At 62.8% G+C, this 19,287-nt stretch carries 20 protein-coding genes and 1 riboswitch; of the genes, 2 read left to right on the top strand and 18 right to left on the bottom strand.

The window, feature by feature from the left end:
• Positions 1 to 21: 21 nt before the first annotated feature.
• The 6 genes from AB6Q56_RS10670 to AB6Q56_RS10645 all read right to left on the bottom strand — a co-directional run bounded on the left by AB6Q56_RS10670 (position 22) and on the right by AB6Q56_RS10645 (position 8,389).
• A complete protein-coding gene (locus tag AB6Q56_RS10670; protein ID WP_434517022.1) occupies positions 22 to 531 on the bottom strand; it encodes a hypothetical protein in 510 nt (169 codons plus the stop codon).
• Positions 532 to 541: 10 nt separating this feature from the next.
• The gene (locus AB6Q56_RS10665) at positions 542 to 2,323 is read right to left on the bottom strand and encodes a restriction endonuclease subunit S (RefSeq protein ID WP_434517021.1); all 1,782 of its coding nucleotides are present in this window, start codon (positions 2,321 to 2,323) and stop codon (positions 542 to 544) included.
• Complete coding sequence (locus AB6Q56_RS10660) at positions 2,320 to 3,372, bottom strand: PDDEXK nuclease domain-containing protein (RefSeq protein WP_434517020.1); 1,053 nt, start codon at positions 3,370 to 3,372, stop codon at positions 2,320 to 2,322. The genes AB6Q56_RS10665 and AB6Q56_RS10660 overlap by 4 nt, the downstream gene beginning before the upstream one ends.
• Positions 3,369 to 4,862, bottom strand: a complete 1,494-nt coding sequence (locus AB6Q56_RS10655; protein WP_434517019.1) for an N-6 DNA methylase — start codon at positions 4,860 to 4,862, stop codon at positions 3,369 to 3,371. Before AB6Q56_RS10655 ends, AB6Q56_RS10660 begins: the two co-directional genes overlap by 4 nt.
• Positions 4,863 to 4,874: 12 nt before the next feature.
• Positions 4,875 to 7,217 (bottom strand): EcoAI/FtnUII family type I restriction enzme subunit R, encoded by a 2,343-nt coding sequence (gene hsdR, locus AB6Q56_RS10650; protein ID WP_434517018.1) that lies wholly within the window; start codon positions 7,215 to 7,217, stop codon positions 4,875 to 4,877.
• 275 nt (positions 7,218 to 7,492) lie between these two features.
• On the bottom strand, positions 7,493 to 8,389 hold the full coding sequence (locus tag AB6Q56_RS10645) for a LysR substrate-binding domain-containing protein (RefSeq protein WP_434517017.1): 897 nt from the start codon (positions 8,387 to 8,389) through the stop codon (positions 7,493 to 7,495).
• 102 nt (positions 8,390 to 8,491) lie between these two features.
• Between AB6Q56_RS10645 and AB6Q56_RS10640 the strand changes: the two genes are divergently transcribed.
• A complete protein-coding gene (locus AB6Q56_RS10640) occupies positions 8,492 to 8,890 on the top strand; it encodes a tautomerase family protein (protein ID WP_434517016.1) in 399 nt (132 codons plus the stop codon).
• A 4-nt stretch (positions 8,891 to 8,894) separates the two neighbouring features.
• Positions 8,895 to 9,785, top strand: coding sequence for a DMT family transporter (locus AB6Q56_RS10635; RefSeq protein WP_434517015.1), 891 nt, complete (start codon positions 8,895 to 8,897; stop codon positions 9,783 to 9,785).
• Positions 9,786 to 9,803: 18 nt separating this feature from the next.
• Here AB6Q56_RS10635 and AB6Q56_RS10630 read toward each other — a convergent pair whose 3' ends face one another.
• The 12 genes from AB6Q56_RS10630 to AB6Q56_RS10575 all read right to left on the bottom strand — a co-directional run bounded on the left by AB6Q56_RS10630 (position 9,804) and on the right by AB6Q56_RS10575 (position 18,710).
• The gene (locus AB6Q56_RS10630) at positions 9,804 to 11,195 is read right to left on the bottom strand and encodes a 4Fe-4S binding protein (RefSeq protein ID WP_434517014.1); all 1,392 of its coding nucleotides are present in this window, start codon (positions 11,193 to 11,195) and stop codon (positions 9,804 to 9,806) included.
• Positions 11,188 to 11,991 (bottom strand): FTR1 family iron permease, encoded by an 804-nt coding sequence (locus tag AB6Q56_RS10625; RefSeq protein WP_434517013.1) that lies wholly within the window; start codon positions 11,989 to 11,991, stop codon positions 11,188 to 11,190. Before AB6Q56_RS10625 ends, AB6Q56_RS10630 begins: the two co-directional genes overlap by 8 nt.
• Before the next feature lie 77 nt (positions 11,992 to 12,068).
• Positions 12,069 to 12,401 carry a cupredoxin domain-containing protein gene (locus tag AB6Q56_RS10620; RefSeq protein WP_434517012.1) on the bottom strand — a complete coding sequence of 111 codons (333 nt, stop codon included), beginning with the start codon at positions 12,399 to 12,401 and terminating at the stop codon, positions 12,069 to 12,071.
• A gap of 8 nt (positions 12,402 to 12,409) precedes the next feature.
• Positions 12,410 to 13,882 (bottom strand): carbohydrate porin, encoded by a 1,473-nt coding sequence (locus AB6Q56_RS10615; protein ID WP_434517011.1) that lies wholly within the window; start codon positions 13,880 to 13,882, stop codon positions 12,410 to 12,412.
• 3 nt (positions 13,883 to 13,885) lie between these two features.
• The gene (locus AB6Q56_RS10610) at positions 13,886 to 14,431 is read right to left on the bottom strand and encodes an iron transporter (RefSeq protein WP_434517010.1); all 546 of its coding nucleotides are present in this window, start codon (positions 14,429 to 14,431) and stop codon (positions 13,886 to 13,888) included.
• Between the two features lie 102 nt (positions 14,432 to 14,533).
• Complete coding sequence (locus AB6Q56_RS10605; RefSeq protein ID WP_434517009.1) at positions 14,534 to 14,953, bottom strand: ExbD/TolR family protein; 420 nt, start codon at positions 14,951 to 14,953, stop codon at positions 14,534 to 14,536.
• 1 nt (position 14,954) lies between these two features.
• On the bottom strand, positions 14,955 to 15,698 hold the full coding sequence (locus AB6Q56_RS10600) for a MotA/TolQ/ExbB proton channel family protein (protein WP_434517008.1): 744 nt from the start codon (positions 15,696 to 15,698) through the stop codon (positions 14,955 to 14,957).
• A 2-nt stretch (positions 15,699 to 15,700) separates the two neighbouring features.
• A complete protein-coding gene (locus AB6Q56_RS10595; protein ID WP_434517007.1) occupies positions 15,701 to 16,336 on the bottom strand; it encodes a TonB family protein in 636 nt (211 codons plus the stop codon).
• Between the two features lie 103 nt (positions 16,337 to 16,439).
• Positions 16,440 to 16,616 carry a hemin uptake protein HemP gene (gene hemP / locus AB6Q56_RS10590; protein ID WP_434517006.1) on the bottom strand — a complete coding sequence of 59 codons (177 nt, stop codon included), beginning with the start codon at positions 16,614 to 16,616 and terminating at the stop codon, positions 16,440 to 16,442.
• Positions 16,617 to 16,725: 109 nt separating this feature from the next.
• A complete protein-coding gene (locus AB6Q56_RS10585; RefSeq protein WP_434517005.1) occupies positions 16,726 to 18,027 on the bottom strand; it encodes a DUF2325 domain-containing protein in 1,302 nt (433 codons plus the stop codon).
• Between the two features lie 64 nt (positions 18,028 to 18,091).
• Complete coding sequence (locus AB6Q56_RS10580; protein WP_434517004.1) at positions 18,092 to 18,520, bottom strand: hypothetical protein; 429 nt, start codon at positions 18,518 to 18,520, stop codon at positions 18,092 to 18,094.
• Positions 18,504 to 18,710: a hypothetical protein gene (locus tag AB6Q56_RS10575; protein WP_434517003.1), complete on the bottom strand. Its 207-nt coding sequence runs from the start codon at positions 18,708 to 18,710 to the stop codon at positions 18,504 to 18,506. Before AB6Q56_RS10575 ends, AB6Q56_RS10580 begins: the two co-directional genes overlap by 17 nt.
• Before the next feature lie 292 nt (positions 18,711 to 19,002).
• Positions 19,003 to 19,202, top strand: a riboswitch (cobalamin riboswitch).
• The last annotated feature ends 85 nt before the right edge of the window (positions 19,203 to 19,287 follow it).

Here is a 19,287-nt window from a genome sequence, read left to right as displayed (position 1 = left end):
GGCCTTAGCTGCCGGCGGTGATTAGATTTGCCAACGTCGAATATGGAAATCGAAGCCAGACATAAGCATGACACCGATCCCAGCCAACAGTTCTTCGATGCGTTCGGCTGCGATATGCACCGTTTTGCCCTGGTGGCGCAGATGCCCCTGCCAGCTTGAAAACCCCGCCGATGCCGAAATGCCCGCCCCGACCAATGGCACCACCGCCCCGGCTGCCATGAGATCAACAAGCTGAATGAAGTGATCCACATTGCGCGGGAAGCAATGGTCATCGCCAAGCTGCTCCTGAAACCAGGACTCGCCCAGCGCCTCGTGACGACAGGCTTTGCGAAACGCCAGGAATGCTTCGTCGCAGCCGTTTCTGTCCCCCGCAAACAGCGCCTTGCCGGGTTGGGGCAAGGCGTCAACGCCATAGTCAGTCCGGGCCGCCTGCCACTCCTCGCCATCCAGCCACGCGTTGAAATCGGCAAAGTGCGCGTAACGAGTGTGCTCGTCTTCATCGCACCAGATTTTGTGCAGCGCCGGCGTCATGTCCTGCTACTCAGCCGATGGCCTGTTCGACGAGGGCGTCGGCAAGGTGGAGCTGGGTGGTTTGGGCGTCGCTGAGGCGGGACTTGAGCTGGTCGCAGAGTGCCATCAGCTCGTCGACTTTGGCCACGATGCGATGTTGTTCGGCGAGTGGCGGGATCGGAATATTGAGGTTCTCGACATCGCCTACTCGTAGGTGTTTCACGGTTGAGCCAATTGCGTACTCGGATGCCCTTTCCAGCAAGTGTGGTTCAGTCAACGCCAACAACAGGTATTCAGCAGAAATATGATCATGCATTGGACGTATTAGCATCGTCCTTTGGCCAAGACAGTACTGTGCTTCTTGCGGAATTATTGCCGCTTCACCCATAGGTGCCTCACGCGTAAAGATGATATCTCCCGGCGCAGGCGGGCATCTCCTCGACCAGTAGTTATATGTGTCCAAGGATACAAATTTGACGTCCTCCATCCTGAAGCGCCTCTCACGGACGTTTGAGGTTCTAATGATGGGGATTCCCTGTGCTGAATATGGGGCCGTCTTGTTGTGGCAATCTACGAGCAACAAACTGACCTGTATCAGGTGAGCACAACCCCAAGTTTCCGGAAGCGGAAAAGGTGCTTTGGGCACTCCGAGCATTTTCAGCTTGCGCAACATCGTTGTGCACTCTGGATTTTGTTCTTTGCACACCATCAGCCACGAGTCTCGCGCGGCAAACAACCTCTTGAGCAACCCACTCGCCGGTTCGTCGTTCGGGTCTTGCGGGACGAGCTTGCCCATCACCGCCAGTTGCAGGATGGTTTGCTTGAGCTGGGCTATGCTCTCTTCGGTCGTGAACAGCGTGTCGAAGTGGCCGGCGATGCGCTGCCAGGCGCTGGCGAATTGCGCGTGATCGGCGGCGCTGGTCAGCGTGCTCAGCAAGGTTTCCACCAGCGTTTGATGGGCGCCGAGGCTGGCCTCGGTTTGTTGCTCAAGCTGGTCGCACAGCGCCATCAGTTCGTCGACTTTGGCGACGATGCGGTGTTGTTCGGCGAGCGGGGGCAGCGGTAGAGGATTGAAAGAAAAAAACTCTGTTGGTACGCGTTTTTGGCCGGCAGAGCCTGTCATCTTGGTTTCGCCAACACGCAGGAATGGTGGCGACTTTAGGTACAACAATAAATAGCTTCTGCTTACGAATTCACCCATTGGCCGAACAACGTGAAGCTCGGTGGTCCCCGCACCAATACCATTGTGAAGGCCTGAAAATATCGCAGCCTTGCTGTTTTCAAAGCACGGCGTGATTTTCGCTATTGCTACGTCTCCGTCTGCGAAGTGTGTATAGCCTTTCTTGATTTCAGCCCAGGTCGTTGACTCGTGGTCATGCCGACCATCGAATCTTGTCGAGATCAGTGGCATCGGAACAAACGATGCAATGACATCGTCTTTGACTTCGTTTCGAGGGGCGATTTCTCCGAGTGCGGCCATGCACGTCCAAGACCAGCCAGACGGCAAATGCTGGCTTCCTCCCGAAATTGAAGGCAGTGGCTTCCCCTTCTTGATCCTGCCTTCCTTCATCTGTTGGGCCTTCTCGGCGGCAATCTTCTTGAGCAGTTCGCTAGCGGGTTCGTCGTTCGGGTCTTGCGGCACCAGCAGGCCGCGCACAGCCAGTTCCAGAATCAGCTCGCGCAGCTTCCTGATGCCGTACAGCTCGATCTTGCTGGACGAGCCCCGGCCGGCGGCGGATTTGCGTTTGAGGGCGGCGGTCCACAGGTCGAGGTGATCCGTGACGAGGGCTTCCACGGGCGACACGGCGTTCATGCCTTAGCCTCGCGCTGGTTTTCGAGCAGGGCGCGGTCGCGTTGCAGTTCGGCTTGCAGTTCGGCCTCCGAGGGCAGGAAGGGGCGGTAGCGGCTGGCGAAAAGTTGCTGGCTGCCGGCGAGCAGCGAGTATTTGGCGACGGCTTCGTTGCGCTCGGAACAGAGGATCAGGCCCAGGGTTGGGTTGTCGCCTTCGGCGCGGTATTGCTCTTCGAACACGCGCACGTACATGTCCATCTGGCCGACGTCCTGATGGGCGAGCTTGCCGATCTTGAGATCGATGAGCACGAAGCATTTGAGCACGTAGTTGTAGAAGACCAGATCGATGAAGCAGTCTTCGTTTTCAACGCGCAGGTGCTTCTGGCGGGCGACGAAGGCGAATCCCTTGCCCAGTTCGAGCAGGAAGGCTTGCAACTGCTGGATGAGGCCGGTTTCCAGCTCGCTCTCGAAGAGGGTGGCGCCGGGCTGGGCGCCGATGAACTCAAGAATGTAGGGGTCGCGGATGAAGTCGCGCGGATCGGCCGGGGTTTGCGCGGCGATCAGGCTGCTGGCTTCCTGCCGGAGGGCGGCCTTGTCCTGGCTGGAAAGCAGGCGCTCGTAGTAGAGGGTGGCTATCTGGCGATCCAGGGCGCGGGCGCTCCAGCCTTGCTGGCTGGCTTCGTTCATGTACCAGTTGCGGGCGTCGAGGTTGTCGATGCGCATGAGCTGGCGCAGGTGGGTCCAGGTCAAATTGCTACGCAGTGCGTAGCGAATCTGCTCGTCGGTGAAGGTGAGGTAGAACTGACGGAAATTGCGCAGGTTGGCGGTGGTGAAGCCTTTGCCGAAATCTTCGGTCAGCCGCGCGGCCAGCGCGGCGAGCACGCCCTGACCGTAGGCGGCGCGGGCCTCGCCGCCTTGTTCATGGTCGACGATGCGGCGACCGATCTGCCAGTAGGCTTCGACCATGGCGGTGTTGACGGCACGGTAGCTCTGCTGGCGGGCGGCATGCAGGATGCCGTGAATCTGCTGGTACAGCTCGGGCGGGAGCGCGGTGTTTTCCAGCCGGCTCATGCGTCGCGCTCCAGTGCAGCGGCGAGGATGATCTTGAGCTGGTCGCGCAGCGACTGGATGTCCTGCTGCTGTGCCCGATACTGCTGCAGGAGCTCTTCCGGGTCGTGGCTGATCTGCTCGCCGACGTGCGGGTTCTTGATGTCGAGGTTGTAGTTGCGGGCGGCAATGTCATCAAGGCTGACCTTCCAGGCCTGCGGGGTTTCGACGCGGGCAGCGAAGCCGTCGGCTTCGTCGCCCCACCAGGCGCATTCGGTGGCGAACTCCTCGAACTGCATGGGGCGGGTCTTGTTGTAGCTGGTGACGCCCTCGGGGTAGGGGTGCTCGTAGAACCAGACGTCCTGGGTTGCCGGCCATTCGGCCTCGGGCTTCTTGGTGAAGAAGAGGATGTTGGTCTTGATGCCGGTGTAGGGGTTGAACACGCCATTGGGCAGGCGGACGATGGTGTGCAGATGGCATTGCTCGAGCAGCGTCTGCTTGAGGCGGGTCTTCATGCCTTCGCCGAACAGGAAGCCATCGGGCAGGACCACGGCGGCGCGGCCGTGGCTCTTGAGCAGGCGGACGACGAGCGCCATGAACAGGTCGGCGGTTTCGCGGGTGCGCAGGGTCGCGGGGAACTGGTTTTCGACGCCGTCTTCTTCCATGCCACCGAAGGGCGGGTTGGTGATGATGACGTTGACCCGGTCGGCCTCGCAGTAGTCGGTGTAGGCACGACGGCTGAGCATGTTGTCGTGCTCGATCTGGGTCGGGGTGTCGATGCCGTGCAGGATCATGTTGGTCGTGCACAGCATGTGCGGCAGGGCTTTTTTCTCGACGCCATGGATGCTGGCGACGAGGACGGCTTCGTCCGCCGCGTTCTTCACGTAGCGGTTGCGCTTGTGGTCGATGGCGCAGGCGAGAAAGCCGCCGGTGCCGCAGGCCGGGTCGAGCACGCTTTCGGCGAGCTTGGGATCGACCCGGTCGACGATGAATTTGGTGACGGCGCGGGGGGTGTAGAACTCGCCGGCGTTACCGGCGCTTTGCAGGTCTTTCAGAATCTGCTCGTAGATGCTGCCGAAGGTGTGGCGGTCTTGCGTGTTGTTGAAATTGATTTCGCAGATCTTGTTGATGACCTGCCGCATGAGGGTGCCGGACTTCATGTAGTTGTAGGCATCCTCGAAAACGTTGCGGATGACCTTGGCGCGCTCGCCGCTGGGGCCGCTGAGCGCGAGTTTGTTCTTCAGCGTGGGAAAGAGCTGAAGGTTCACGAAGTCGCCGAGTTCGTCGCCGGTCATGCCTTCGGGGTCGGCCGCCCAGTTGCGCCAGCGCAGGTGCTCGGGCAGCGGCGATTTGTAGTGGTCTTCGAGCAGTTCGATTTCGGCTTCGCGGTCATCGTAAATTTTGAGGAAGAACATCCAGACCAACTGGCTGATGCGCTGGGCGTCGCCGTCGACGCCGACATCCTTGCGCATGATGTCCTGGATGGATTTGATGATGCCGCTGATGTTGCTCATGGTGCTTTCTGATTAACTTGCTTGTTTGAAGAGTTCGGTTTCAAGGGCCTGCAAGGCGGCTTCGTATTGAGCCTTGCCGCCGAAGACGCCGTTGATGATTTCCACCGGCGTGCCGAGCTGCTTGAAGGGATCAAGCTTGAGGACGTTGTTGTTCTCGATGCTGGCGATGCCTTCGTCGGCGTATTTGTCGAGCAGGGCTTCCAGCACGGCGCGCGCCTTGTCGCCGTATTGGGTGAAATAGTTGCGCTTCTTGACGTTGTTGGCGCGCTCGGCTCGGGTGAGGGGCGGCTGGTCAAAGGCGATGTGGCAGATGAGGTCGAAATCGCCATAGTCCTTGCCGACTTCCCTGGCGAGCTTGGGCAGCTCGATGCCGTATTCGGCAAGGGCCTCGATGATGGCGGCCTTTTTCTTGCTGCCGTTCCATTTTTGCAGGAAGTCGTCCAGTGAGCCGAATTCCTGGCGGATGTTCTTGCGGCTGTAGTCGCGGTAGCTTTCGGTGACCATCTTGCCGTCTTCGCCATAGACCTCGACGCGCTCGGAGACGATATGAACGGTGACGCCGCCGACGTGGTACTTCTTGATGATTTCGCCCTCTTCACCCCCCGCTTCGCCTTCTTCTCCGTCGCCTTCGGGATCGGGAGGGACGGGGTCGTCGTCATCGTCAGGCTCGTAGATGACTACCGGCTCACCATCGAAATCCGGGTCCTTGAAGAGCTCGGTGGCCTTCTTGAAATCCATGATGGTGAAGAAGAATTTGTTCTGCGACTCTTCGATGCGCGTGCCACGGCCGACGATCTGCTTGAAGGTGGTCATCGAGTTGATGGTCTTGTCGAGCACGATGAGCTTGCAGGTCTTGGCATCGACGCCGGTGGTCAGCAGTTCCGAGGTGGTGGCGATGACGGGGTATCTGCTTTCCGGGTCGATGAAGTTGTCCAGTTCGGCCTTGCCCTCGATGCTGTCGCCGGTGATGCGCATCACGTACTTGCTATTGGCTTTCGCCAGCTGGCCGGAAGCATTGACGATGGCTTTGCGCATGCGCTCGGCGTGGTCGATGTCTTCGCAGAAGATGATGGTCTTCTGGAACGGGTCGGTGGCGTTGAGCAGCTTCATGACGCGCTCGGCGACGAGCCGGGTGCGCTGGTTGAGCACCAGGATGCGGTCCATGTCGATCTGGTTGTATTCGCGCTGCTCGATCTCGTTGCCGAGATCGTCCTTCATGCCGGGCGGCGGCGTCCAGCCGTGAATGTCCTTGTCGATGTCGATACGCACCACCTTGTAGGGTGCGAGGAATCCGTCCTGAATGCCCTGTTTCAGCGAATAGGTGTAGATCGGCTCGCCAAAGTAGGTGATGTTGGAGGCGTACTTGGTTTCCTTGGGCGTGGCGGTCATGCCCAGTTGGATGGCACCGTCAAAATATTCGAGGATTTCTTTCCAGGCGGAATCATCGTTGGCGCTGCCACGGTGACACTCGTCGATGACGATCAGATCAAAAAAGTCGCGCTTGACCGACTTGAATATCTTGTCTTCCTCATCGGGGCCGGTGAGTGCCTGATACAGGCCCAGATAAACCTCGTAGGAAGGGTCGATCTTGCGATTGCGGATCTTGGTCATGACCGAGCCGAAGGGCTTGAAATCGTTGACCAGTGTCTGGTCCGCCAGAATGTTGCGGTCGACCAGAAAAAGAATGCGCTTGGCTTTCTTGGCCTTCCAGAGACGGTAGATGATCTGGAAGGTGGTGTAGGTCTTGCCGGTGCCGGTGGCCATGACCAGTAGCAGGCGTTTTTCGCCTTGGGCCACTTTTTCGATCACGCGGTTGATGGCTTCGGCCTGGTAGTAGCGGGGCTCCTTATTGCTGCCATCATCGTGATAGGGTTCGGTGACGAGGGATTCCTGATCGTCTGCAATGCCTCTGAAACGCTTGTAGCGCGCCCACAGTTCCGCTGGCGAGGGAAACGCATCCAGCCCGAATTCGGTTTCAGTGTCTTCGCCTTCGGCAGCCACCTTGTTATGGCTGGCAAATCCGTCGCCGTTGGAACTGAAGGCGCAGGGCACATCCAGGATTTCGGCATAGCCCAGGGCCTGCTGCAAGCCATGGCTGATGGTGTAGTTGTTTTCCTTGGCTTCTACCACCGCTACCGGCACGCCTTTTTCCTTCTGGAGCACGTAGTCGGCGAATTTCTTCTTTTTCTTGTTGCGCGAGGATAGATTGCCGCGAACGACGACCGGGCCCGGCGTCAAGGTTACCTCACGGCGAATCTGCGTCATCTCGTCCCAACCTGCTTGGACGATGGCCGGCGTGATGAACTTGGCCTTGATGTCAGATTCGCTGAGTTCCTTCTTCTCGTTGTTATCCATCAGGTAAATCCAAAGTTGAATGGCGCACGGCTTGTTTGCGCGATCGCTACGCTGATCGGCTTTGAAGTCTACCCGGTTTCTGCAATGTCAGCTTAGCGGCATATTGCGCCCACTCTGTAGAATAGGTCGGTAAGTCGGCTATGGCCGAGGAGTGCTGGTTGTTTCCATGGCAGTTTTCGGAGCGCAGCGGTCGTTTGTATGGCGATTTTCTGGAAATCCTGAACGCTAACAATGGGCCGGTTAAAGCCAGCCAACTTCTGTTCATTGGGCGATAACTAAGCACTACGCCTACCCATCGCACCCCCCACGAGTTCGGCAAAACGCCGTGCCGCCGTTCCCGGCGTGCCGGGGGCGTGGGCGGCGAGTAGCCGGGCCGGCGGCAGGGCGGGCAGGGGGCGGTCGGCGAGGTGGGTGACTTCCGCCATGTCCGGGCCAAGCAGGCTTTGGGGCAGGGCGGTGATGCCGAGGCCGCAGCGCACGGCGTGGCTGAGGCCGGTGACGCTGTGGCCGGTGTAGGCGAGCGACCACGCTTGCCCGGTGCGGGCCAGGGCGGCGGTCACGGCGAGGCGGAAAACGCAGTTCTCGCCGAACAGGGCGAGCGGCAGGCCGGCCTCGCCGGGCGCGCTCAGGCTGTCGCGGTAGGCGCTGCCGACCATCCACACCAGCGCTTCCTGCCAGAGCACCTCGCTATCGGCGGGGGCTTTGTCGCCGCAGTGCTTGTAGAGGGCGAGGTCGAGCGACCCGGCGGCGAGCGCCTGTTGCAGGGCTTGCGAGGTGTCGGCATGAAGGGTCAGGCGCAGGCGCGGGTAGAGCGCGCGGAAATGCGGCATGACGGCCGGGAAGACGCTTTCCATCAACTCCTCGGGCAGGCCGATGCGCAGGGTGCCGATTTCGGCATCCTGGGCGACGGTGGCGTAGGCTTCGTCGTTGAGGCGCAGGATCTGCCGGGCGTAGGCGAGAAGCGCCGTGCCTTCGGCGGTCGGCCCTTCGACACGCCCCTGCACGCGCTGCAGCAGGGTTTGCCCGAGCACCTGTTCCAGCCGCTTGATCTGCAGGCTGACGGCCGACTGTGTGCGGCCGAGCTGGGCGGCGGCGGCCGAGAAGCCGCCGCTATCGACGATGCAGGCAAGGGCGCGGAGGGCTTCGATATCGAGATGGCGGCGCGGCATCATTTCCAATAATTGTTTTGAACGGAGATTAATCAATTTTTGCAATTTAAGGGTAATCGCTACAGTCTCCTTGACGCAAGTTCATTTCACCCCAAGGAGAACAGCATGCCCTTCATTCGCATCACCCTCGGCCAATCCGTAGCCCTTGCCCGGCAACAAACCCTGGCCCGCCGGGCGACGGAATTGATCGCCGCCATCCTGCACAAGCGGGCGGAGGTGACGGCCGTTCAGGTCGTGACGGCTGGCGCGGACGCCTGGTGCATTGCCGGCGATGCCGTCGCGCCGACGCTGACCCCGTCGCACGCCGAGTTGTTCATTACCGAAAGCACCAATACGCCGGCCGAGAAGGCGGAGATGATCGTTGCCCTGCATTGTGCGCTGGCGGAAACCTGCGGGCCGTTGCCGGAGGCGAGCTACATCGTCATTCATGAAGTACCGGCCGGCAATTGGGGCTATGGCGGGCTGACCCAGGCGGCACGCCAGCAGGCGCGGCAGGGGTTGTAAGGGGATGGCGACGCTGGCGATGCGTGGGGTGCAAGCCGGTGACCGCTGGCTGGCGGTTGGGTTCGTGACCCTCTCCGGCGCCGGCTTTGTCGGCGCCCGCCTGGGGCTGCCGCATGCCGAACCGTTTGCCTTCCTGGCGCTGCGTTTCGGGATCGCCGCCATCATCCTCGCCGTGATCGCCCTGGCCATCGGCAGGGACATAGCGCGCGCACCCCGGCAATGGGGGCATATCGTCGCGGCCGGCCTGCTCACGGTGGGAGTTTTCTCGGCCGGCGTGTTCTACAGCATTGCCGGAGGCGTCTCGCCGGCGCTGTCAGCGCTGATCGTCGCCCTGCATCCGATTGTGGTCGCCATTGCAGCCCCGGCCCTGCTCGGCGAACGGGTGGGGGCGCGGCAGTGGCTGGGTTTGCTGCTCGGGCTGGGCGGGGTGTTCCTGGTCGTCGGCCACGGGCTGGCACTCGATCCCGCGCTCGGCTGGCCGGTCGCCTGTTCGTTCATCGGCTTGTTCGGCATGTCGGCCGGCAACCTGTACCAGAAAGCGCGCTGTGCCGACATGCCCTTGTTTGCCGGCAGTGCGGCGCAGTGTGCGAGCTGTGCGCTGGCCTGCGGGCTGGGGGTGGCTGCTTTCGAAAGTGGACACATCGCCTGGACGGGCGAGTTCGTGGTGGCGGTGGGCTGGATGTCGGTCGTCGTCTCGGTCGGCGCGGTTAGTATTCTCTACGTGCTGATCCAGCGCGGCGAGGTCAGCCGGGTGGCCGGGCCGTTCTATCTCATTCCGGTCGCCGCTGCCCTCGCGGCCTGGGGGTTGTTCGGGCAGGGCCTGTCGATGATCCAGTGCCTGGGCATGGCCGTGGCCGGGAGCGGCATGCTGCTGGTGACAAGGCAGCCGGGCTGAATCCGGCCGCCCTGTTGCTTACCAGATGAAGAAGACCAGGCTCCACAGCGTGACCATCAAGGCCACGGGCAGGGTCATGGCAACACAGGCAACGCCTTTGCCGGGCAGGCCAGCCGAAGAACGCCGCACTAGCTGCAACGCCAGCCACAGCGTACCGGCGGAACCCAGGCCGAGCAGGGCGATGCGGAAGGCGGGCAGCCAGCCGAGCCACAGGTGTTCCGCCTTGAGGTGGGTGACGGTGAGCATCGACAGGCCGAGGATGACGCTGGCGGCGGCCATCGGTGCCAGGGCGAGGGCGAAGCGCTGCCAGCTCAGGTGCTCGTTCTTGAGCAGGCGGGAGGCGATGGCCGGGCCGACGAGAAGCAGGCTGCCGAGCAGGAAGCCGCCGCCGATCAGGTAAGTCAGGATCAGCGCGCCGTCGAGCCAGGTGAACAGGTCGTTGGCTTCCGGGTAGTGGGTGAGCAGCCACCACGGTACGTCGTTGTCGAGCAGGGCGAACTGCTCGCGCTCGACCAGCCATTCGGCGATGGCCAGCTTCATGTGCAGGAACCACGGGCTGACCGTCCACTGGAAAGCGGCGGTGGCGACGCCGAGCACGCCGTAGACCAGGGTCAGCACGTCCGGCGTCTTGGCCGGGTTGTTGAAGTCGAGTACTTCCGCGAACGGCGAGCGCCAGGACAGGGCGATGGCGTCGCGCTGGCCGGCGCAGCGGCCGCAGCTGTGGCATTCGCCGGCGCTGGTCATGCGCCGGATGTCGACCAGGGGCGCGCAATTGACCGGCTGGTATTCGCCTGCGTAGCGATCCCACGCGGCGCGGTCGACCTTGTAGTGCACCGGGGCGATCTTGGCCAGCACGGCGAAAACGCCAGAGGCCGGGCACAGGTAGCGGCACCAGATCCGCTTCTCGCGGCCGTAGAGCAGGCCGATGACGACGGCGGCGACGGTCGAGCCGCCCAAGACCAGCAGGGCGGCCTGCGGGTATTCGTATACGCTGACCAGCTGGCCGTAGACGGTGGTGCAGATGAAGGCGACGAAGGGCCAGCCGGCCCACTTCAGCCAGCCGGGCAGCGCCTTGCCGCGGCCATACTTGCTGATCCATTCGGAGATGAAGCCCTCGGGGCAGAACAGGCCGCACCAGACGCGGCCCATGGTCACCGTGGCGATCATCACGCCGGGCCACCACAGGCCCCAGAAGCAGAACTGGGCGAACAGGCGCAGGTTGTCCCAGATGTGGGCGTCTTCCGGCGGCAGCGGGAGGAAGCTGGGAATGACGACCAGCCCGGCATAGACCACGACGACCAGCCACTGCATGGCGATGATCGGTTTGCGATGCTGGCGCAGCCACAGGCCGAGGGCTTGCAGCCGGCTGCGCGGCCGGTTCGGGTGGAAGGTCAGGACATGTTCAGCCACGGGAAGTCCTCCGCCAGGCGAACAGCACGACGCCCCAGTAGGTTGCCCAGATCAGCAATTCGGATAGCGGCGGACGGGCGCGGTAGCCGGAAAAGTCGGCGATCAGCTTACCGCCCTTGGTGGTGTCGTCGAGCAGCCGCGAGGTATCCCACACCGGGTCGAGCAGCGGCGGCAGGTAGCCGGCGCCGATCAGGCGGTCGAGGGCGGCGACGAGCAGCGCCGAGGCCAGCACCAGCAGCAGGATGGACGACAGGCGCAGCAGCAGGGCGATGTTCAGCTTGGCCAGGCTTTTCGCGGTAATCCAGGCGGTCAGCGCGGCGACGGCCAGGCCGGTGACGGTGCCGAAGGCGAGCGCGCTCAGTTCGCCGCCCTGGGCCAGGCCGTACAGGAAGATGACCGTCTCGGCGCCTTCGCGGGCCACCGCCAGCGCGGCGACGACGGCGACGCCGAGGTGGCCGGATTTCTCGGCGGCGGCGGCGAGGTCGGCATGCAGGCGGGCTTTCATGGTCCGGCCGTGCTTGCGCATCCACAGCACCATCTGGGTGATCAGGCCGGCGGCGACGAACAGCGTCGCGGTCTGGAACAGGTCCAGCGCTTCGCCGGTCAATTCATCCTGCACGCCGAGCAGCGCCCAGCCGAGCAGGCAGGCCAGGCCGACGCCGGCCCCCAGCCCGAGGAACAGGGCACGCTTGCCCTTGCCCGTATCGTCGTTGGCCTGCAACCAGGCGAAGAGAATGCCGGCGATCAGGAAAGCTTCGAGGCTTTCCCGCCAGACGACAAAAAATGCGTTACCCATGCTGTGCTCCGTACTTGCTGGCTTGGTGGTCGGTTACGAGGGAGACCACGGCTTTTATATGGCTGGCTGCGGAAGGTTTATTTGGCGACGATGCGGGCCTGCCCGGTTTCCGGGTGGAAGTCGTCGAAGAACTTGTAGGTGCCCGGTTTGAGCGGGAAGAAGACCATGGTCCGGGTGACACCGGGGGCGAGCACCAGTTCCTTCTTCAGTTCCAGGCTCTCGAATTCCGCCGCGCCCGGTCCTTCGTTCTTCACTTCCAGGCGAAAGCGGGTGCCGGCGGGGACTTCGACGGCTTCGGGAATGATGTGGCCGTTCTTCATCAACACCTTGAAGGTCGGCATGTCGTCGGCGAAGGCGCAGCCGGCTGCGAGCAGCAGGGCGAGCGCGGCGGAATGGAGAGCGTGTTTCATGGCGTTCCTCAGTAGGCGATGTTGGCGCGCACGGCGAAGACCTTGACCGACTTGGCATCGGCGTTGCCGCCGCCGTTGGTCACGTACTGGAAGTCCGGCGACAGTTCGAATTGCGGCGACAGGCGGTAGCGGTAGTAGATTTCCGTGACCTTTTCCGCGCCCTGCGGCGTGAAGGCGTAGGCCAGCTGGCTCCTGGCGTCGTCCAGCCAGGCCGATTGCGTGGTGGTCCGGTAGGCCTTGCCCGATTGCAGCCAGGCGGCGGCGATACCGATGGCGTCGGCGCCTCGGTTCCAGTACAGGCCCGAGAATTCGGCGCCGACCGTGGCCGTCTGGTTGAAGGGCAGCTCGCCCTTGATCATCTTGCCGTAGCGGGCGAAGACGGTGACGCCGTCGCCGATGCGCTGGTCGATGGAGGCGCCGATACCGGTATGGCGAGCTGTTTCGCCGGTGTAGTCGATACCCTGGCTGCGGTTCCAACCGTACAGGCGATAGTTGCCGGGCAGGCCGTCGAAACGCAGTTGTTTTTCCACCTGCGCCATGAGCAGCGGCGACGACAAGCTGTGCTGGTAGTTGGCCCCCTTGCTGCCGGCGCCGAAAACGCCGAACGACACGCGCCATGGTTGCGGCTTGTCGAACCAGTTCAGGTACGAGGCGACAAAGCCCGGCTGGAAGCCGTTGGCATCGACGCCGACTTCGCGGCCGGCATCGAGCAGCGGGTTGTGCAGGAAAACGGAGTTCAGGAATTGCCGGGATTCGTCGCCGGCGCCCTTGTTCTGGTCGAAGAAGCCGAAGATGTCCATCTTGCCGAAGGTCAGCTCCAGCGTTTCCCGCGAGTAAGGCTTGAAGCCGAGGAAAGGCAGCGGGATGGCCGCCTGGTACCAGGCCTGGCCGAGGATGGTCACCGAGTCATCCGGGCTGGCGCCGGAAGCGCGGAAGGCGAGGGCGTTCGGCGTGTTGGCGAATAGGCCGAGATTCGAGAACGGGGCGTTGAGGCCGAGGCCCTGGCCCATGCGCAGGTGGGCGAACAGCTTGTGTTCAATGTCGCCGACCGGCTTCAGCGGCAGCTCGATCGAGATGTCGGCCCGGTAATTCAGCTGGCTGGCGCCGTTCTCGATGCTGTCCGGCAGCCCGAAGACCTTTTGGCCGACGGTGGCCAGCGAAGCGCCGACCTTGATGCCTTCGAGGCCTTCGGCGATTTTCTGGGCCTTCCGCATGTTCAGCTGGTCTTTTTCCACCCCCTTCAGGCGTACCGTCAGTTCGGGCTCGTCCTCCGACAGGCGGGGGTTGTCCAGCGCCTGGGCGACCTTGGCGTTTTCGCCCTTCAATGCCAGCACTTCCTTTTCCAGCTCGGCATTGCGGGACTCGAGCTTTTCCAGGCGGGCGGCCAGCTTTTCCAGCAGCGCCGCTTCGCTCGGGCCGGCCAGTGCGGGCATGGCCAGCCCCGCCGCGACGAGCGCGGCAGTCAATTTGGCGAGCCGCATGGCTTAGTACCCGCCCTTCTTGCCGATACCGACGTAGGTGAATTCGTATTCGACTTCGATCGGCTTGAACCACGGGCGAACGCCGGTGGCGCGGTCGGTGTGGCGGCCGAAATGGGCGTGCGGGTTGGCCGACGGCGGCAGCACGTTGTACTTCACCTTGTACTTGCCGGGACCGGCCAGCTTCACGTTATCGCCGTAGTGCGGGCCGTCGTTGGCGACCATGGGCATGAATTCGCCGGCGACCTTGTAGTCGCTGCCGATCTTGCTGACTTCAAACTTGACCACAAGGTAGGGAATCCAGGAACCTTCCTCGAAACCGTTGGGGTTGTTGGCCAGGGCGTGGATGTCGGCTTCGAGGTGGATATCGGATTCCGACGCCTTGCGCATGTGGCCTTCCGGCTCCATTTCGACCGGCTGCAGGTAGACGGCGGCGATTTCCATGCCGGCACGCTGCTGCGGCACGCCGATCGGGTATTCGATGGCCAGGGCCGGTGCGGAGAGGGTGGCGGCCAGCGCGAGGCCGGCAAAGAGTTTGCTGATGCGTTGCATGATTGGACTCCCTGAATTCCCCTGCCTTGTTGCCTGTCGCGGCGGACGAGGCGGCAGGAGGTGTTGGTGTTGTTGAAAATGGTTGAATGAATCGCGTTGGTGCTACTCGCTACCGGGTTGGGTGATGAAACCGATCTTGGTCAGGCCGGCGCGACGGGCGGCGCTCATGGTTTCAGCGACGGTTTCGTAGCGCGTATTGCGATCGGCTTTCAGATGCATCTCGACGTTGGCGTCCTGGGCAACGGCTTCGCGGAATTTCTGCTCCAGGCCGTTGCGGTCGATGGTTGCGTTGCCGACGTAGATGATGTTTTCGCCGGTGATCGACACTTGCAGCGTCATCGGCTTGTCCGGCGTCGGCGTGCTGGCGGCGCGCGGCAGGTCGACCTTGACCGAATGGGTGAGCAGCGGGGCGGTGATGATGAAGATGATCAACAGCACCAACATCACGTCGACCAGCGGCGTCATGTTGATTTCGGCCGTCGGCATCTGGCTGCCGCTCGAATTGAACGAGCCCATGGCCATGTTATGCGGCCCCCGTGGCGGCGCGGGCGCGCATCGGGTGGATCTGGGCACTGTTGGCGACGAAAGGCTTGCCGACGGTGAAGAAGGCGTGCAGATCGTGAGCAAAGGCGTCGAGATCGGCCAGCACGACGCGGTTGGCGCGGGTGAAGGCGTTGTAGGCGAAGACGGCGGGCAGGGCGACGGCGAGGCCGGCGGCGGTCATGATCAGCGCCTCGCCGACCGGGCCGGCGACCTTTTCCAGCGCAGCCTGGCCGGAAATGCCGATGGCGACCAGCGCGTGATAGATGCCCCAGACGGTGCCGAACAGGCCGACGAAGGGCGCGGTGGCGCCGGTCGTGGCAAGCAGGGTGAGGCCGTTTTCCATGCCGGCCTGGGTGGTGGACAGCTGCTGGCGCAGGGCGCGTTCCATCTGCTCGGCCGGATCGAAGCGGGAAGCCAGGCGGCCGGTGACGGCCTCGCATTCGTGGTTGCAGCAATTGGCCTGCTCGGCGAGCTGGGCGTAGGGGCTGTCTTCACCGCCCTGGCGCAGCTTTTCGATGCCTTCGCTGACGCTGGTGGCGGCCCAGAAGCCGGCCACTGCGCTGGCAGCGCGGCGGGTGCGATACCAGTCCCAGGCCTTGGCCAGGATCAGGTACCAGCTGGCGATCGACATGGCGGCCAGGATGTAGGCGACGCTATGCGAGACGAGGTCGCCCGACGCCCACAGGTGGGCAAAGCCGAAGGCGTTTGGTACGGTTTCCTGCATGTTTATTGCTCCAATTTGAAAATGATCGGGACGAGGACGAAGCTCTGGACGGCTTCGCTGCCGCGCTTGGCGGGGATGAACTTCCAGGTGCGGACGGTCTTTTGTGCCGACTCATCGAGGCGCTGGCTGCCGGATGAGGTCTTGATCTCGACGCTTTCGGCCGTGCCGGCCGGGGTGACCGAGACGCGCAGGATGACCTTGCCTTCTTCGCCCATGCGGCGGGAAAGCGGCGGGTAGGGCGGGGCCGGGTTCTTGAGGTAGTCGGCATCGAAACGGGCCTGGACGACCGGCTCGGGGGCGGGCGGGGCGGGGGGCGCCGGCTTGACCTCGGGCGGCGTCGCCACGGGGGCGGCGGGAGCGGGCAGGGTGCTTTGCGTGGCTTCGACGACGGGAACGTGCTTTTGGGGCGTTGGTTGCTGGCGTACCGGTTGCGGCTTGACGACCGGCAGCGGCTTGGCTTCCGGCGGTTTTTCCTGAGCCGGCTGGATCAGGTCGACGATCAGCGGCATTTCCATGATCTGCGGTACGACCGTCTTGCTGGCCATGACGATAAGGATGATTCCGATGTGGGTGCCGATAACGATCCCGAGAAGGCCGCTGCGGCGGGCTGTGGTGGGACGGGAGAGGGCGTAACTCATGTGTTCGGACTCGAGAGTCGCCCCAGAGCACTGCAAAAAACCCTTGGCTCGCTGGCGCGCGGCTTGCTGGCTATGGGAACGAGAGGTTTACAACGGAGGAAAATTATTTGGTCAGGATCAGCTTGTTTTCACGGGTGACACGCAGCAGGTAACGCTGGCCGGCGTGTTCGATCTCGACAGTCGGGGCACCACGCATGAGCGTTCCGCTATCGATGCGCGGGCGTTGGGCGTCTGGTGCGTTGGCCAAGTTCTGGGCGGGCGGTTTGGGCTGGCTATTCATGATGTAAAGACAAACGAGAATGGTTCGTATTATTTAAGTAATGAGAATTATTGTCAACAAGCAATTGGGCATTTGTGCACTTGCTATGCAGCTGTTGGCGCACTGATGCTCAGTCGCTAGCGGCGTCTGCGGTTTCTTCGCCGCACAGATCAGCGAGAATCCGCCCGAAACTGGAGACGCCGCCGCGTTTGACGAAGAGGCAGGGCTTGCCGGTCCGCTTGCATTGCTCCTTCACGCGCCAATAGGCGTTGTGGCTGATGCAACCGGCCTGGCAGATGACCAGGTCGGCTGCCGCCAGCACGCCGTCGATGCGGTGCAGGCTTTCTTCCAGCCCGCCGTCGTGGTGCAGGAAACGCCCGCCCTGCCGCTCGACCGCATCGCGGTAGGCATCCATGGCGCCAGAACGACCGCCGACGCACAGTACGCACTTGCCGTAGAGGGATTCGGCGGCGTTTTCGCGTGACAGGTCGGCATTTGCAGGTTGCGTTGCCACAGTATCGGCGGTGCGGCCGCTGTTTTCGAGTTCGTCGAGCCGGCGGCGCAGGCGTTCCAGCGTTTCCGCCTGTTCGCGGCATTGGGCGACGAGCGCGCTGGCCCGGGCCTCGGCATCCTCGGCGCGGCGTGCCAGGGCTTGGCGTTGGCGCAGTTCGGGAACACTGTCGCGCAGCTTGGCCAGATCGGCCGACAGACGGGCGATACAGGCATCCCGCCCGGCCTGCTCGGCGCGCAATTCGGTCAGGCGCTCGCCCAGCGCGCGGGTCTCGCCGGCCTTTTCGTTGCGCGCCGCTTCGGCATCCTGGCGTAGGCTGTCGACCTGGCGGCGCAGCTCGGCATTTTCCGCGCGCAGCGCCTGTAGTGTCTTGAGATCGGTTCGCGTGCCAGTGCCGACCTGGTGCTGGATCATGTGGATGTCGCCGTAGATTTCGTGCTCCAGCAGGCTGTCGCAGGCCGGGTGCGTCCACGCCGCCCACAGGGCGCCGGGCAGCTCCATGCCGCTGGCGACGGCTTCCTGCCAATGGCGGCGCACGCCTTCCGCCGTTTTGCTGGCGGCGAAGCGGCGAACGATCAAGGCGTAGCGTTTTTCCAGCGTCTTGTGCAACAGCCCGGCGAGCGCCGTGCGGGTCTCGCAGGCACCGACGGCGGTTGTGTGCAGAACGAAGTCGCTGGTGTCGCGGGGCAGATGCATGACCTTGTGCATCAGGGGGCGCAGCTCATTCACCGCGAAGCAGGTGCCGATGACCGGGCAGTGGAATTTATGGGGAATTTCCCATAGGCGGCGGCGACGCGACGAACTCGCCGTTTCCGGCAATTCGGCCTGCGGACGCTTCAGGAAGCTGGCGTCAATTTCTGGGCCGAGGGCTTTTTTGGCGATGAACAGGCCACCGGCAACATGAAAGGGATGATCGAGCATGGTCAGGCTCCAGTGAGGGCGATTGGCTGGCTGACCGGGTTTCCCGGGGGGCTGGCTGGGGATATCAGGCGTGGGCGTTTTGGAAGATGCCGGTTTGCAGATGGTCGAGTGCTTGTTCTCGCGCCGCCCTCAGGCGCTCGCATTCGCCATGGGCGGTACGCAGGCCGTGGTTGAGGTCGCAGACCCGGCGGGCGGCGGCGATCAAGGCGTCGTTTTCGGCACGCAAGGCCATCAATTGCTGGCCGAGGGCGACGATGCTCTGGCCGTTCTCGAGTTCTTCCAGGCGCTGGCGCAATTGCCGGTTTTCTTCGCTCAGGCGATTGATGTCGTTGGTCAGCGCCACGGTCTGGCGAACGCCTCGGGTGGCTGCACGCCGCAGGGCCTGGCGGGCTTCGCGAAGGGCATTGCGCAACATGGTTTCCGTATCTTCTTCCGGGTCATCGTCTTCGCCTGATCGGGCGAGGACGCTGCGATCCTTAAGCGGGGCAAGCATGGCGGCTCTCCTGGCAGGACAGGCGGGCGCTGGCGCGTTCGCAGAGCTTGCGGGTGTCGTCGTCGACATCGTCCGCATCGCAGATTTGGTCGAGCAGGCGGGCGGCGTTGTGGGCCGAGTGGGCGCAGCCGGTTTCCTCGTGCAGCAGGAGAAGGCTCAGGGCGCCGGCCCAGATTTCGCGGGATGGCATGGTGCCTCCTTTCAAAACGGAAAGGCTGTCAGAAGCGCCGTGCCGAGGAGCAGGGCGGCAATTGAAACATGGGCGATCAGGCTGTTCATGGCACCTCCTGTAGATGAGAATGTTTCTCATCATAAGGGGTTTTTGCTTATTTGCAAATGGGAATTGTTATTATTTGTGACAGAGGGATTTTTCAAGTGGTTCGCAAAGCGCTGTTTGGGCGACTGGATACTGCCGCTAGTGCATAACAATTATTTGACTACTACCGGTAGTGTTCTTGTTGACACCGACCCGCAACGAACGGTAGTCTGAAAAAGTTGATGGTTCCCCGTCAGGGGATTAAAAGGGAATCCGGTGCCGGGCCGTAAGGTCTGAAATCCGGGGCTGCCCCCGCAACTGTCATCGGCGAGCGTTTCGCCATTCTAGCCACTGGTTCTTACCGGGAAGGCGGACGAAACGCGCTGAGCCGAGAGCCAGGAGACCTGCCGCAACGTCCTTCCAACCAACGATGGGGCGGGGTGTCCCTGACGAAAGGTTTTTGCGTGTTGCTGCTCGTCTTTGTTCGTGCGTCGTTTGCCGTCTCGGGCCT

Origin of the sequence: Dechloromonas sp. ARDL1 (genome assembly GCF_051122455.1) — a bacterium.
GTDB lineage: Bacteria > Pseudomonadota > Gammaproteobacteria > Burkholderiales > Rhodocyclaceae > Azonexus.
The sequence above is the reverse complement of the archived record's forward strand: the minus strand, read 5'-3'. Positions and strand labels throughout refer to the sequence as shown.

Bases quoted from the DNA above. Each gene is read 5' to 3' on its own strand.
- AB6Q56_RS10605 (WP_434517009.1), bottom strand. From the start codon at position 14,953: ATGGCCATGGGCTCGTTCAATTCGAGCGGCAGCCAGATGCCGACGGCC.
- AB6Q56_RS10580 (WP_434517004.1), bottom strand. From the start codon at position 18,520: ATGCTTGCCCCGCTTAAGGATCGCAGCGTCCTCGCCCGATCAGGCGAA.
- AB6Q56_RS10615 (WP_434517011.1), bottom strand. From the start codon at position 13,882: ATGCGGCTCGCCAAATTGACTGCCGCGCTCGTCGCGGCGGGGCTGGCC.
- AB6Q56_RS10595 (WP_434517007.1), bottom strand. From the start codon at position 16,336: ATGAGTTACGCCCTCTCCCGTCCCACCACAGCCCGCCGCAGCGGCCTT.
- AB6Q56_RS10645 (WP_434517017.1), bottom strand. From the start codon at position 8,389: ATGATGCCGCGCCGCCATCTCGATATCGAAGCCCTCCGCGCCCTTGCC.
- hsdR (WP_434517018.1), bottom strand. From the start codon at position 7,217: ATGGATAACAACGAGAAGAAGGAACTCAGCGAATCTGACATCAAGGCC.
- AB6Q56_RS10660 (WP_434517020.1), bottom strand. From the start codon at position 3,372: ATGAGCCGGCTGGAAAACACCGCGCTCCCGCCCGAGCTGTACCAGCAG.
- AB6Q56_RS10625 (WP_434517013.1), bottom strand. From the start codon at position 11,991: ATGGGTAACGCATTTTTTGTCGTCTGGCGGGAAAGCCTCGAAGCTTTC.
- AB6Q56_RS10655 (WP_434517019.1), bottom strand. From the start codon at position 4,862: ATGAGCAACATCAGCGGCATCATCAAATCCATCCAGGACATCATGCGC.
- AB6Q56_RS10585 (WP_434517005.1), bottom strand. From the start codon at position 18,027: ATGCTCGATCATCCCTTTCATGTTGCCGGTGGCCTGTTCATCGCCAAA.
- hemP (WP_434517006.1), bottom strand. From the start codon at position 16,616: ATGAATAGCCAGCCCAAACCGCCCGCCCAGAACTTGGCCAACGCACCA.
- AB6Q56_RS10575 (WP_434517003.1), bottom strand. From the start codon at position 18,710: ATGCCATCCCGCGAAATCTGGGCCGGCGCCCTGAGCCTTCTCCTGCTG.
- AB6Q56_RS10620 (WP_434517012.1), bottom strand. From the start codon at position 12,401: ATGAAACACGCTCTCCATTCCGCCGCGCTCGCCCTGCTGCTCGCAGCC.
- AB6Q56_RS10670 (WP_434517022.1), bottom strand. From the start codon at position 531: ATGACGCCGGCGCTGCACAAAATCTGGTGCGATGAAGACGAGCACACT.
- AB6Q56_RS10635 (WP_434517015.1), top strand. From the start codon at position 8,895: ATGGCGACGCTGGCGATGCGTGGGGTGCAAGCCGGTGACCGCTGGCTG.
- AB6Q56_RS10610 (WP_434517010.1), bottom strand. From the start codon at position 14,431: ATGCAACGCATCAGCAAACTCTTTGCCGGCCTCGCGCTGGCCGCCACC.
- AB6Q56_RS10640 (WP_434517016.1), top strand. From the start codon at position 8,492: ATGCCCTTCATTCGCATCACCCTCGGCCAATCCGTAGCCCTTGCCCGG.
- AB6Q56_RS10665 (WP_434517021.1), bottom strand. From the start codon at position 2,323: ATGAACGCCGTGTCGCCCGTGGAAGCCCTCGTCACGGATCACCTCGAC.
- AB6Q56_RS10600 (WP_434517008.1), bottom strand. From the start codon at position 15,698: ATGCAGGAAACCGTACCAAACGCCTTCGGCTTTGCCCACCTGTGGGCG.